Annotated in this window: 13 protein-coding genes; 2 read left to right on the top strand and 11 right to left on the bottom strand. The window is 49.0% G+C overall.

The features are described 5' to 3' along the window. Positions 1–54 precede the first annotated feature (54 nt). Positions 55–1,719: a ribulokinase gene (locus tag B5E53_RS05260; RefSeq protein WP_087312991.1), complete on the bottom strand. Its 1,665-nt coding sequence runs from the start codon at positions 1,717–1,719 to the stop codon at positions 55–57. A 73-nt stretch (positions 1,720–1,792) separates the two neighbouring features. Then, the gene (locus B5E53_RS05265; protein ID WP_242963521.1) at positions 1,793–3,145 is read right to left on the bottom strand and encodes a sn-glycerol-1-phosphate dehydrogenase; all 1,353 of its coding nucleotides are present in this window, start codon (positions 3,143–3,145) and stop codon (positions 1,793–1,795) included. Positions 3,146–3,521: 376 nt separating this feature from the next. Between B5E53_RS05265 and B5E53_RS05270 the strand changes: the two genes are divergently transcribed. After that, on the top strand, positions 3,522–4,718 hold the full coding sequence (locus B5E53_RS05270) for a LacI family DNA-binding transcriptional regulator (RefSeq protein ID WP_087312993.1): 1,197 nt from the start codon (positions 3,522–3,524) through the stop codon (positions 4,716–4,718). Here B5E53_RS05270 and hisF read toward each other — a convergent pair. Then, positions 4,689–5,450: an imidazole glycerol phosphate synthase subunit HisF gene (hisF, locus tag B5E53_RS05275; protein ID WP_087312994.1), complete on the bottom strand. Its 762-nt coding sequence runs from the start codon at positions 5,448–5,450 to the stop codon at positions 4,689–4,691. The two genes, B5E53_RS05270 and hisF, sit on opposite strands and share 30 nt — an antisense overlap. A 9-nt stretch (positions 5,451–5,459) precedes the next feature. Further along, positions 5,460–6,074, bottom strand: coding sequence for an imidazole glycerol phosphate synthase subunit HisH (gene hisH / locus B5E53_RS05280; protein WP_087312995.1), 615 nt, complete (start codon positions 6,072–6,074; stop codon positions 5,460–5,462). 271 nt (positions 6,075–6,345) lie between these two features. On the opposite strand from hisH, the gene B5E53_RS05285 reads away from it, so the two are divergent. After that, entirely contained in the window at positions 6,346–6,558 is a 213-nt protein-coding gene (locus B5E53_RS05285) for a DUF6465 family protein (protein ID WP_087312996.1), read from the top strand. Positions 6,559–6,623: 65 nt separating this feature from the next. Here B5E53_RS05285 and B5E53_RS05290 read toward each other — a convergent pair whose 3' ends face one another. The 7 genes from B5E53_RS05290 to B5E53_RS05320 form a co-directional block, all read right to left on the bottom strand. Then, positions 6,624–8,186: a HAMP domain-containing sensor histidine kinase gene (locus tag B5E53_RS05290; RefSeq protein ID WP_087312997.1), complete on the bottom strand. Its 1,563-nt coding sequence runs from the start codon at positions 8,184–8,186 to the stop codon at positions 6,624–6,626. Positions 8,187–8,195: 9 nt separating this feature from the next. Then, entirely contained in the window at positions 8,196–8,873 is a 678-nt protein-coding gene (locus B5E53_RS05295) for a response regulator transcription factor (RefSeq protein WP_087312998.1), read from the bottom strand. A 159-nt stretch (positions 8,874–9,032) separates the two neighbouring features. Then, positions 9,033–9,434, bottom strand: coding sequence for a hypothetical protein (locus tag B5E53_RS05300; RefSeq protein ID WP_087312999.1), 402 nt, complete (start codon positions 9,432–9,434; stop codon positions 9,033–9,035). A gap of 281 nt (positions 9,435–9,715) precedes the next feature. Continuing rightward, positions 9,716–10,753, bottom strand: coding sequence for a glucosaminidase domain-containing protein (locus B5E53_RS19675; protein WP_242963523.1), 1,038 nt, complete (start codon positions 10,751–10,753; stop codon positions 9,716–9,718). A 155-nt stretch (positions 10,754–10,908) separates the two neighbouring features. Continuing rightward, positions 10,909–12,192 carry an O-acetylhomoserine aminocarboxypropyltransferase/cysteine synthase family protein gene (locus B5E53_RS05310; protein ID WP_087313000.1) on the bottom strand — a complete coding sequence of 428 codons (1,284 nt, stop codon included), beginning with the start codon at positions 12,190–12,192 and terminating at the stop codon, positions 10,909–10,911. Positions 12,193–12,258: 66 nt separating this feature from the next. Continuing rightward, the gene (locus B5E53_RS05315; RefSeq protein WP_087313001.1) at positions 12,259–12,963 is read right to left on the bottom strand and encodes a hypothetical protein; all 705 of its coding nucleotides are present in this window, start codon (positions 12,961–12,963) and stop codon (positions 12,259–12,261) included. 96 nt (positions 12,964–13,059) lie between these two features. Next, positions 13,060–13,923, bottom strand: coding sequence for a chorismate mutase (locus B5E53_RS05320; protein ID WP_087313002.1), 864 nt, complete (start codon positions 13,921–13,923; stop codon positions 13,060–13,062). Between the last annotated feature and the right edge of the window lie 137 nt (positions 13,924–14,060).

Genomic DNA, 14,060 nt, shown 5'->3' on the forward strand with positions numbered 1-14,060 from the left:
GCAAAAGAAGGCCGCTGCCAAAGATACGTTTTGGCAGCGGCCTTCTTATTATCCCTATTTTCTTTCTTCGCGGATCTTATTGAGACGTTTCATCACATCATTCTCTCCGGTTCCGAAATATTTATGCAGAGTCTTATACTCCTCATACAGTTTATCATAAACTTCTGTATTATCCGGATTCGGCGTGTAAACTTTTTCTTCCACCTGACCGATCTTCTGCGCGATCTCGCTGGCGTTTCTGTAACCGGTCACCTGCTCGGAAGCAGCCGCCGCTCCCAGGATCGCCGCGCCAAGGGCACTGGCCTGGGTGGTGGCGGAAATCCGGATATTCTTCCTGCAGATATCCGCATACACCTGCACCAGCATATGATTCTTCACCGGAATACCGCCGCTCAACACGATGGAATTGACCGGAACGCCGGCGTCCTCAAAAGATTCAATGATCATACGGGTTCCGTAAGCGGTGGCCTCGATCAATGCCAGGTAGATTTCCTCCGGTTTGGTCAGAAGATTCATGCCCATGATCAGTCCGTTTAAGTTAAAGTCCATGAGCGGGGAACGAACGCCGTTGAACCAGTCCAGAGCCAGCAGACCACTCTGCCCCGCTTTATAATCTTTGAGCTTATCGGTCAGAAGCTGATGTACGGAGATGCCCCTCTCCCTGGCCTCCTGCGCATAACTTTCCGGCACGCAGTTATCCACAAACCATGCAAAGTGGTCTCCCACACAGCACTGTCCGGCTTCATATCCGAAGTAGCCCGGCATGATGCCGTCTTTCACCAGACCGCCAACACCGGCGATACCTGCTTCCGTCTCGGAGAGCATCATATGACAGGAAGAAGTTCCCACAATGATCATCATCTCTCCCGGCTGTCCGATCCCGCAGCCCGGCAGGGAAGAATGGGCGTCAATGATTCCGGTTCCCACCGGCGTACCCGCCAACAGACCCAGCTGTTTTGCCATGGAATCACAGAGGTATCCCGCTGTCTCTCCGATGGATTTGATCGGCGCATCCATCTTCTCCTCGATGAAATGTTCCATTCTTGGATCCAGCGCTTTAAAAAAGTCATTGGACGGATATCCCGTGTCGTGACGGTAAAACGCCTTGTATCCTGCGCCGCAGGCACTTCTTGTCTCCTCGTCGGTCATCTCCCAGATGATCCAGTCCAGGGCCTCCATCATCCGGTCCGCCTCCTCATACACCTTCGGCGCATGACGGAGGGTCTCCAGTACCTTCGGGATCATCCACTCGCTGGATACTTTTCCGCCGTAGAGAGGAAGCCATTTCTCTCCTCTTTCTTTTGCGATCCGGTCAATGATCTGCGCCTCTTCTTCCGCGCCGTGGTGTTTCCAGAGCTTCACGTAAGCATGGGGTTCATCCTTAAACTCCTCCAGATGACATAACGGTGTCTTGTCCGCCTTCACCGGCAGAACCGTTGAGGAAGTAAAATCCACGCCGATACCGATCACCTCTTCCGGAAAGGCCTTTTTCTGAGCCATGACATTTCTTATAGTGATGATCAGACCTTCCAGATAATCCTGCGGGTCCTGGAGCGCCCAGCCCGGTGCCAGCTTTTTCCCTGAAGGAATATGTTCCTCCATCACTCCGTGGGGATATTCATAGATGCTGGTCGCCACCTCTTCTCCTGTGTGAATGTCCACCATCAGCGCCCGCACAGACAGGGTTCCATAATCCACTCCAATCGCATATTTACTCATTTTCCTTCTCCTTTCGTTACACTTCGTTTTATTTTACCATTTCAGACTTCATGCCGTCCATGTTTTCTTTTGTCTACTTCTCAGCAAAATATTCCGTTACCTTCTGCGCATATTCTTCCAGCAGCCCCAGATCCCAGAGCACTTGCAAAATCGTAAACCGGTTGCGCACTTCTTTGGCCAGGATCACCGCATCCCGCACCAGTTCCGGAGAGATACCGATCTGCGCCGGGTTCACCGGTTCGCCGAGGGAAGCCATCATCTCCTTCATCTTGCTGCCGGACGGAATCTCTTTCTCTATGAGCTTCTGAATCTCCGGCCATTTCTCCTCCATGACGGCCAGACGTCTGTTCCGGTTTTCGACGCTGTTTTTGTGGCACTCCTCCTCCAGCTCCAGGATGCCGGGAGCCGCGTCCTTATAACAGTCGCAGACCTTCTTCTTCCATGCCGCATAATCCGGCTGCCGCTTTGCTGCCGCGGCAAAATCCGGCTGTTCTTCTTTTAACATCTCGTACATTTTTATGACGGCCAGCATACCGACACCTACTTTGATGCCGTGAAGCACCGGCTTCTTATCTTCCATCTGAAACTGCATTTCCCAGTAGTGCGACAGATGGTGCTCGCTGCCGGAAGCCGGACGGGAATTACCGGTAAAGCTCATGGCTACGCCGGATAACACCAGGGCTTCCATCAAATGTTTCACTGCTTCTTTGTCTCTTCTGCGGATGCCGTCGCTTTCTTCCACCACGATTCCTATGGATTCTTTGACCATATTGTCAATGGTCTCACAGTAATATTCGCCCTCGATGAGATGAGCCATCTTCCAGTCCACCAGACAGGTATATTTTCCTAAAATATCACCCAGCCCCGCAACGATCATCTCCATGGGCGCCGCCGCCAGAATCTCCGGATCTCCCATGACAGCCTCCGGCACATGGGCCTGATAGGTGGTCTTCACATGATTATGTATCAGAGCCGCTCCCACAGACACAAACCCATCCATGGACGGCGCGGTGGCCAGAATCATATACGGAAGCCCCAGCTGAGAGCTTACAAACTTACACAAGTCATTGAGGGTGCCGGAACCCACCGCCAGAAGCAGGTCCGTTCCTTTCTCATACGCCTCCATCATCTTGCCCACCGCCTGCTCATCAGGTACCAGCTCTTTCTCCGGAAAGACCAGAACATAATGAGAGATACCGGCGTCCGTAAGCTCCTGCTCTGCCGCCCTGCCGGCAGCTTCCCAGGTATTGACATCACAGACTACAAAAACGTTCTGATAGCCAAGCTCCTCAATGGTCTGCGGAAGACGCTGTAACGCTCCCGCCTCAATGTCTATTTTTTTCAGATCCGTGCTGTGCGTACGTCCACAGGCACAGTGCATTTCCTGCCCAAGATATTGTGAAAGATTACTGCTCGCTGTCATCATGACTCCTCCTTTTTGCTTCTGCAATTTCCAGTTCTTTCTTTTTTCACTATTGTACCCGAAAAAATCCGCCCGTCAATATGCCCTGAAGGGCTTGATTATTAATCAAATCTGTAATAAAATTAATCAAAAATCTGATTAATTTTTCCCGAAAAAAAAGACGGCCTTTTTGCCGTCTTTTGATTACTAATCAAAGGAAACCGATGCATTTTTGTTCCTCTGATTAATTTTTCAGATTTGATTACCAGATCCCTCCAAATAACCTTTTGCACCCGGAAACCTTTTCCCCGCTGTATCCATAAAAGTGGCGGTTCCCGCCGTCATCTGCTATACTATTCATAATCAGTCGAAAAATATCAGTAAAGGAGAACTTTTACTCATGTCAGATAAAAAGAAACCGACCACCAGAGACATTGCCAAAGCCTGCTTTGTGTCCCAGTCCGCTGTGTCCATGATCTTAAGCGGCCGCACCGATATGCATTTCTCCAGAGAAACCATTGCCCTTGTTCAGGAAACCGCCGCAAAAATGGGATATGTGTACAAACCGAGAAAGCGGCGGGAGAAAACAGATATGCGCTCTACCATCATGGTGATGTGCCCTTCTCTCTCCACACAGTACTACACCACTCTGATTCAGGCTATCACCCAGGCGGCCCAGGCCATGGGCCTGTACGTTTTGGTCGCCTACACCAACCGGCTGGAAGACAAGGAATCTTATTACCTCCACATGGCGGAGGATAATGAATATTACGGAATCATCTACACGTTCGCCCCAAAAGCCGTGGCGTTTTTGAACCGGCTTTACCGGAAGATTCCCATTGTGATGATCAATGACTACAATCCGGAATTAAAGCTTGAGCTGCTGGAGCTGGACAGCAAAAAGTCCGGACATCTGCTGGCCAGACATCTGCTGGAACTCGGGCACCGGGAGATTGCCTACGTGACCACCCCGCTTACCCCGGCGGAAGTGCCAAGGCTGCGGAGACTGCAGGGAATCAAAGAAGAATATCAACGGCAGAGCTTGTCCCCTTCTCTCGTACATGTTCTGGAAGCCAGAACCGAGAAAGAGCCAAGCTCTGCCGTGGGCAATAAACATTATGAAACCGGATATCATCTGATTCTGGATTATTTTCGCAAGACCAGCCGGGAAGAAGCAGGCACAGCTTCCGCCGGGACCCCGGCCACATTTTCCGGGACCAAAGATCATTCCGGCGCCCGCTGCGTTCCCGGCAGCATCACCGCCTTTGTAGGCACCAACGACTTCGTCGCCATCGGAATCATCGACGCCCTGAAAAAGCTGGGATATTCGGTACCCGGCGATTACTCCGTCTGCGGGTTTGACAACACGCTGGTCTCCTCCTTCTCCGGCATCTCCCTGACCACTATCGACCACTGTATTGACGAAAAAGGCGCCCAGGCGGTGGAAATGCTCTCCAATCAGAAGAAACGGATGAAAGATGGCCCGCAGAAAAATACGCCGCTCATGCGTCTGGAATATGAACCGCAGCTGGTCGTACGCCACTCCACCGGCAAGCCGCGAAAACATTTACAGCCGCATTGGAATTCCCTTGTCTGAGAGATAACGTTTCAAATCCATGATCTCCAGCTCTTTGAAATGAAACAGAGACGCCGCCAGAGCCGCGTCAGCCTTTCCTTCCGTAAAGGCCTCATAGAAATGTTCTTTGGTTCCCGCGCCGCCGGAGGCGATGACCGGGATATTGACATTTTCGGAGATGATGCGGGTCAGCTCCAGGTCGTAACCAGCTTTGGTGCCGTCACAGTCCATGCTGGTGAGCAGAATCTCACCGGCGCCCAGTTTCTCCGCCCGCATGGCCCATTCCACGGCGTCCATCTTCATATCAACTCTTCCACCGTTCTTGAAAATGTTCCAGCCGCTGCCGTCTTCCCGCCGTTTGGCGTCGATGGCGACCACCACGCACTGACTGCCGAACTTGTCCGCCGCCTCGCTGATCAGCTCCGGCCGCATGATGGCGGAAGAGTTCACCGATACCTTGTCCGCGCCCTCCCGGAGGATGGCGCGGAAGTCTTCCACCGTGCGAATGCCGCCGCCCACCGTAAACGGAATGAATACCTTCTCCGCCACCCGGCGCACCATGTCCACCACAGTATGTCTCGCGTCAGAAGAAGCCGTGATATCAAGGAAAACCACCTCATCTGCTCCGGCCTTATCATAAGCCGCCGCAATCTCCACCGGGTCACCGGCGTCCCGGAGATTGACAAAATTCACACCTTTGACCACCCGTCCCTCATGTACATCAAGACAGGGAATAATTCTCTTTGTAAACATCATATCCTCCTATCTGTTCTCTAAATGAATAAAATTATCCAGTATCTTCAGTCCGACCTCGCTGCTCTTTTCCGGATGAAACTGGCAGGCAAAAATATTATCGTGTTCCACGGAAGCATGGATCTTGGTGGAATAAAATGTGGTGGCCGCCACATCTTCCTCACGTTTCGCGGACAGATAGTAGGAATGGACAAAATACACATAAGGATGTCCCTCTATCCCCTGAAATAAAGAGGCGCCCTCCCGGATATCCAGAGAATTCCATCCCATATGCGGAATCTTGAGCCCTTCCTTGTCCGGAATCCGGCGGATGCTGCCCGGAAGAAGTCCGAGTCCCTTCACGCCAGGCGTCTCGTCGCTGTCCTCAAACAAAAGCTGCAGTCCCAGGCAGATGCCAAGAAACGGCGTGCCCTGGCTCACCACCTCTTTAATAACCTCTTCCAGTCCGTAGCTCCGGAGCTTTCCCATGGCATCCCCGAAAGCGCCGACGCCCGGCAGAATAACTCTGTCCGCCGACAGGATCACATTTTTATCTCTGGTTACTTTCACATCCTGACCCAGATACAAAAGCGCTTTTTCCACACTTTTTATATTCCCTGCGTCATAATCAATCACTGCTACCATATATGTATCCTTTCTGTTGTTTCAAGCTCATTTACACTTGTTGATTTTGCAGGATTTCTCCCTGTTTCCACTATCAAAAATTCATGCTGCGCCCTGAATTTCACTTATTTATTCTAGTGGATTTTCATAAATTATGCAATATTAATGTATCGGAAGCTTACAAAAAAACGAATCCTAAATTATTTATTGATTTTTTCACAAGATTGTAATATTATAGTGATAACAATAATATAATTTTTTAATTATTGTAGTATGAAAGGGGAATTTCAAGATGAAATCAACACTCAATGTACAGTTTGGTGGTAACACTGTTGAAAGTAAAGAAATCATCGCTGCAGCAAAAAAGATCTGGGTCGATGAAGGCAATCAGAACAGAAAAGTAAAAGACTTATTAAAACTCGATCTCTATGTGAAACCTGAAGAAAACGCAGTTTACTACGTATTTAACGACGATGAGAGCGGAAGCTTTCCTCTTTACGAATAATAAAAATACAGTGATACAACGGTAAATGCCCTTCGCGGAATCTCGAATCCACGAAGGGCATTTTTTTAATTTCCACAGTCCAGATCAAAGTAGAAATCCACACCGTTTTCCTCATTGGTCACACCGAACTGTTTTCCGTGGGCGTTCATGGTCGCCGCCACGATGGACAGGCCGATACCGCTTCCGCCGTACTCTCTCGTCCTTGCTTTATCCACCTTATAAAACTTGATCCAGAGCTTTTCCAGATCTTTTTCCGGAATCTGATTGCCATCGTTGTAGACATGGATACGAAGATCCTTATCTTTTCTCTCAAACCAGATACGAATGACACCATCCTGAAATACATGATTGAGCGCATTGGACAGATAATTACTGAAAACTTCCTCGATCATAAATTCATCCGCCCAGACGTATACCGGCCCCTTCTCCTCGAACACCACTCTGTTGTTCTTCTTCATAAAAAGAATCTGCGTGGAAGCCAGCTTATTCTGAATCATCTGACAGATATCAAACCGCTGCATATTCAACTGCTGATTGCCAAACTCAATCTGATTGAGCGTCAGGAGTTTTTTGACCATGGTATTCATCTTCTGCGCTTCATCGGCAATGACCTCACAGTAGAAATCCTTGCTCTCCTCATCATCAGTGATATTCTCCTTCAGACCTTCCGCATATCCCTGGATCAGAGCGATCGGCGTCTTAAGCTCATGGCTCACATGGGAGAGAAACTCCTTTCTCATCTCATCAATCTGCTCTTTTTTCTCAATATCTTTCTGCAGCTCCAGATTGGCGGCCTTCAGATCTGCAATGGTCGATTCCAGCTTCTCCGACATCTGGTTCATGGAATCTCCGAGAATCTGCAGTTCATCACCGGTATCCACATGTACCTTGGCATCAAAATCCAGATGTGTCATCTTATTGGCCACCACCGCCATATCTTTGATCGGCCTGGTAAACTGCGTGGATACGATGAAAATGATAATACTTCCAATCAGGATACCGGAAAAACCGGTGTAAGCCAGGAAACGGCTGCTGATGTCCGCACTGGCCTGAATGCCCTCCAGGGAAACCCTCATGGCAATCAGATAATTATCATCGGTGAATCCGAAAAGATAAATTCCTTTTTGTCCGCTGGGATCTGTGAGCTGCGTCACAAAATATCCTTTCTGTATGAGGGTGACAAAATTATCCTCTTCCTCATTCTGCCACGGAAGGAGATGTCTCCTCTTTGAATACTCGTCAAAGATTCCTTCCTCTCTTCCCAGGATAACCTGACTCCGGATCTGGTCCAGGTATCCCAGAATCTCCTCATAGGTCTTGCTTCCGTCCGCCATATTACTGAAGATGACTACCTGAGTAAAATAAAAATCGCTGGATTGGGCGATCATCATCTTGATATTGGTGCTGTTGGAAATCTGCTCCATCTCCTCGTTGATCGTTTCCTGGGCAGAAGTATCATGCAGCACCTTTTTTACATCCTGAAAGGTCTTTACGATATTGTCTTTCTCTGAAGAAATATAATACTTGTCCGCAAAGGCATGATTTAAAAACCAGGTGAAAACGATGACAAAGCCGACAATCAAAATCAGAATGGATGTCAGCTTGAATCGTATTGAGTAGTATTTCATAAAATCACCTTAATCCACTTCAAATTTGTAACCCATGCCCCAGATGGTCTTAATGTACTCTCCCTTGTCTCCCAGCTTGCTCCGAAGCTTCTTCACATGGGTGTCGATGGTTCTGGCGTCGCCAAAATAATCGTAGTTCCAGACGTTATTTAAAATCTTCTCTCTGGAGAGAGCCACACCCTGATTCATGACAAAATAGGTGAGGAGCTCAAATTCCTTAAAACTCAGGGAAATCGGTTTTCCATCGATCTTCACTTCATGGGCGGCGATATCAAGCTCAATGCCGCCGGCTTCCAGCACCTCGCCGGCCGCCAGAGAATTGCTTCTTCTGAGGATTGCCTCCACCCGGGCCACCAGAATCTTCGGGCTGAACGGTTTTGCGATGTACTCGTCCACACCCAGGTCAAAACCGTTGAGCTCGTCGCTCTCCTCGCCTTTGGCCGTCAGCATGATGATCGGCACCTGGGAATACTGGCGGATCTCTTTGACCACCTCAAAGCCGTCGATCTTCGGCATCATCACGTCACAGATGACCAGGCTGATGCTCTTGTCCTCAAAAAATATATCCAGCGCTTCCTCTCCGTCGGCGGCCTCGATCACTTCATACCCTTTCTTTTTTAAGAAATCGCCGACCAGCTTGCGCATCCTGCTCTCGTCATCCACCACAAGAATCTTTAATTTTTCCATATATATCCTCCATCCCACAGCATGTTATATTTTTAATATTCAGCAACAGCTCAGCCATCTCAGAACCACAGCAGACACAGTCTGCCGGCGCATGGCTGAACTCTTACAGATATAATAGTCATGTTCTATGAAAATAATGTGAAAATATGACCAAAAATCTTATCTTTTTGTCATCCGTTTCACCACTCTCCAGATTGCCAGGACGATTTCCCGGATCACTGCGAAGACCACAAACATGAGAAGGAATCCCACGAGACCGAAAATGACGTCATCCAGATCCATCGTTCCGCTGCCCGAATACCACTGTCCGATCTCGATGGCAAAAGTCAGCACCAAGATCAGGGTAAATACGTAAATAAACACGATGACCAGCACATGATTCCGGCTTAATATCTTAAAAAGCGGATAGATAGCCAGCACCAGAATCATACCGATAATACCGATAACCAGAAAATGCAGCTGTTTATCAGTAAAGTTTTTCTCATAGGCATCATTGAGCGACAAAATGTAGCTGTGTGATTTTGCAATGAGAATCATCAGGCTTTCCAAAATTGATTCCATATTTCCTCCTTTTTGTGTCTGCAGCGCACCCGCCCGGCTCCGGACCCACCGGAATTCTCATCATCTGCGGGTCTGCTTTTGAGACAGAATATATTTCATCCGGAAACAAAAGAAAGGGGCCGCCGCAAAACATCCCGTCATACCGGATATCCCGTATCTTATAAAACAGACACGCCATATCTGGTACCGACAGTATATCTTGCCGCAGCCCCTTCAGTATAATATAGTTTGAAGTCTCCGTCAAACAGACGGTTTTTTCATTTCTTACGAGGAAACAGGCATTATTTATCCCATTTCGTCAGATTATATGTACGAATCACTCCGGACAGCTGGCTGACATAAGATCCGGAAGTGGCGTACCCGCCCTTTTTGATAATCTGCAGCTGTTTTTTGTAGCTGCTTGTTTTTGTAAGACCCGCATAACGTTTCCGGCTGCCATTTTTGGCATTCAGAAGATACGCGGAATGATCTTCAATGGAATCTTCAATGCAGGAATATTTCCGGAACTTCGCTGTGATACTGTACCGTCCGCCGGAACCGTACTCGTAGGTGCGCTTTTTATAAAAATTCACACCATCCCAGGCGGAACCGCTCCAGGTATTGCCGGACAGATTCATTTTCATGCCAAACAGATTGTTTCCGTTCTTCGCCAGAGTGGACTGTCCCCAGCCGCTTTCCAGAATTGCCTGAGCCATGGTAACCGAAGCGAGAATCCCCGTTCTTTTGTAATTCTCCCTGGCAACCGGTCCGATCTCGTTGATAAAAGAAGATTTAGAAACATTTTTCGCTTTGGTGGCCGTCTGAGAAATGCCCGGACGGACCTGCAGCGTCACCGTTCTTGCCGAATCGCTGTAGGAATATTTCAGGCCGAAGAAAGAAGCCGCCTGATTCACCGGCACAAGCAGATCGTTGACGCCGCTGCTCCTGAATGTCACAAAATACGGGGACACTTTCAGCTTCATCTTGGTTCCGTTTACCTTGGCGTACTTTTTGTTGGCATAAAAAATGACCTTTCTCGCTCCGTAGCGAAGGGTCACCTTACTGCCGTTGGCACTATAAGAAGCGCGGATACCATTCTCTGAGAACAACGTCCTGCACGGTACATAGATGGTAGATCCGATTTTGACTGACGGCGCCTTCTGTGCGCTGGAAGCCACGGACACCTCCTCGCCGCTATAACGGACATTGATAATGGTTCCTTTCAGACTGACGGCGCTGCCGTTCTTGATGACCGGAATTTTTGCCGCTTCCGCCGGCATGGCCTTCCACGCCATTCCCAGAAACAGCACCGCCAGTGCTATGATTAATTTTTTCTTCACAGTATTTCTCCTCTCGACAAAATTTGTCTTATCTTTTGACACATTTTCATTTTTTAAACACATTTCCTGGGAAATATGTTACAAAAGTATTATATATAGGAAATATGTCCGTAATAAGTTTTTTTCAAATTTTGCCGAAAGGAATCTGTGATTTCTTAAATCTGATCCAGTGCCTGTGCCAGATCCGCGATCAGATCATCCGCATCCTCAATACCGCAGGAATAACGGATCAGATCCGGTTTTACACCGCAGGCTTCCAGCTCCTCGTCATTCATCTGACGATGGGTGGCGCTGGCCGGATGGAGACAGCAGGTTCTCGCATCTGCCACATGAGTCTCGATGGCTCCCAGTTTCAGGTGCTTCATGAAATTCTCGGCCGCTTTTCTTCCGCCTTTCACGCCGAAACTTACCACGCCGCAGGAACCGTTCGGCAGATATTTCTGCGCCAGTTCGTGATATTTATCTCCTTCCAGACCGCAGTAATTGACATACGTTACTTTCTCATGATTCTTTAAGAACTGTGCCACCGCCATGGCGTTCTCACAGTGACGTTTCACTCTGACATGAAGGCTTTCCAGTCCGAGATTCAGGATAAAGGCATTCTGCGGAGACTGAATGGAACCAAAATCTCTCATGAGCTGGGCCGTCGCCTTGGTGATATAGGCCCCCTCCAGACCAAATCTCTCTGTGTAGATCACACCGTGGTAGCTCTCATCCGGCGTACACAGTCCCGGATACTTGTCCGGATACTTCGTCCAGTCAAACTTGCCGCTGTCCACGATACAGCCGCCCACGCCGGCTCCGTGTCCATCCATATATTTGGTGGTGGAATGAGTGACGATGTCCGCACCCCACTCAAATGGACGGCAGTTGATCGGTGTTGCAAAAGTATTATCCACGATCAATGGCACTCCATGGGCATGGGCTGCCTTGGCAAACTTTTCAATGTCAAGCACTGTCAGCGCCGGGTTGGCAATGGTCTCTCCGAAAACTGCCTTGGTATTCGGACGGAAAGCTGCGTTCAGCTCTTCTTCCGTGCAGTCCGGATCCACAAAGGTAAATTCAATGCCCATCCGCTTCATGGTCACAGCAAACAGGTTATAGGTTCCGCCGTAAATGGATGCGGAAGAAACCACATGGTCGCCGCAGGAAGCGATGTTAAATACAGCATAAAAAGATGCCGCCTGTCCGGATGATGTCAGCATGGCTGCTGTACCGCCCTCCAGCTCGCAGATCTTTTTTGCCACGTAATCATTGGTCGGATTCTGCAGTCTTGTGTAGAAATAGCCTTCTGCCTCCAGGTCAAAGAGCTTGCCCATATCCTCGCTGGTGGCATATTTATATGTGGTACTCTGTATGATCGGAATCTGGCGAGGCTCTCCGTTGCCCGGCGTATAGCCTCCCTGTACACATTTGGTATTTAATGAATATTCTTTCATGGTTTTCCTCCTTCGAAATATCGTCATCGGCAGATGCTTCCTGTCCTGCCGCTGCAAAATATACTATCATGTTCCCGGTAAAAAATCCAGCTTCGACAGCGGAATCTGACTTTCTTCTTCAAAATACATGTAAAAATCTGCCGGACACCAGGGCATTTTGTAAATTCTCTCGAATACCGGATAAAAAATGCAATCATGGTAAACGGTGAGCTGTTCCTCAAGAAAACGATCATGCTCCAAATGCTCCTCATCGCCGAATCTTGTAAACGCAAAGGAATATTTCTTTTTCATCTGTTCCGCCCGGCTCTCATCCATCCGTTTCAGCACCTTATAATAATTATACAGAAGAAACAGTTTGGATACAGGTACAAACCGTTTCCCGTGCTTCGTCATCAGAAGCTTCGGCGCACGGCCGTCATACTGAAAATTTTGCTCTCCGATCGTCTCCAGCTGCAAAAGCCCTTCTTCTATCTTACCATCCAGCAGATGGATAACGCTCTCATAGGCGCGCCGGATGTTGGCATAAGGCAGATCGTGAGGCAGATGATAGTAGCATTTCTCGATCATCTGCATATTCCAGCGGCTGTACTCGGCAAGCAGCCCTTTATAATCCGCAAGACATCCCGGCCGCACGGCGTATTCCCAGAGAAATGCCAGCATGTTTTCGTACATGATCACATCTCTGTCATCATAGTTCAGCCGCCGCAGGCAAGTGTCATATCCCTCCCGGTCAAAGTTCTTCTCTTCTGTAAAATGTATCGCCTGTTCCATGAATACCTCCTCCTCAAAAAATGTCCTGTCCTCCACGGAATGTGCCGGGCTTCTGCCAGCTGTCTTTGGCAGATCCTCCCGGCCGCAGCCGTTTTCTCAGAAATCTCCCTCGCACCGGTAGCTGCCCAGTATCTTAAGCTCCTCTGTCTCCTGGGAGAGCTGATACAGCAGGGCCCGGATCTCTTTGGTATCCATGTTGGCGGAAAGTTCCGCAAAGAAACGGTAGTTCCAGGTATCTCCCTGCTGGAACGGCCGGGAATGTATCTCCGTGAGATTAACCCCATAGTCGGAGATCATGGACAGAATACTGCTTAAACTGCCGCTGCGGTTTGGACACTCGAACATGATCTTGATCCGGTTATGCTCCGGCAGAACCTCCAGCCGCCGCGCGAAAGTCACCACTTTCTGCCGGCTGTCCTTCTCCCTGCGCACCCGGCAGTCTGTGATATAAAACGCATGATTCAGCAAAAGCGAGTGCAGTGCGTCCGAGACGCCCACTCCGACTTCCTCAATGATCCCCATACCGGCGTCCGCCTGTCCGTTTTCCATGGCAGCTCCGATCTCCTCGTAAGAATCCACCGTGAGCACATCGTCTTTAGAGCAGCAATCGCAGATATAAAGCTCTTCCTTCACCATGCAAAGGCGTTTCACTTCCAACGCCTCCCTCGCATACTCAAAAGGAAAACAGTCACGCAGTTCCATGGTCCGCCCATACTGATACTTGCGGCTCACTTCCATGATTCTTTTGATGAGCGCCGTGTATTCCCGCACCAGCCGGGCATCCATCCCCTCTGTCTGTTTTTTGATGATCGCTTCTTCCCTGTCCGGCTTATAAATAACATCCTCCGTCTCCGCTTTAATGCAGGCCACCTGGTCCGCCAGAGACATTCTTTCCATAAAAAGCTTCCGGATCTCTCCGTCCACCCTGTCGATATTTTTTCTTACTTCTGATAATTCCATCTGTTACCTCACCTTTTTATCTTCCATTCTGTTCCGCCTGCTTCTTACGCACGCAGAATGAAACAGAGGCCGTCACCGACAAATGCCCTCTGTCAGTGGCAGCCTCTGCTTATTATATAATGTTTTTTTGAATCTGA

The organism is Eubacterium sp. An11, from assembly GCF_002161065.1.
GTDB lineage: Bacteria > Bacillota > Clostridia > Lachnospirales > Lachnospiraceae > Anaerobutyricum > Anaerobutyricum faecale.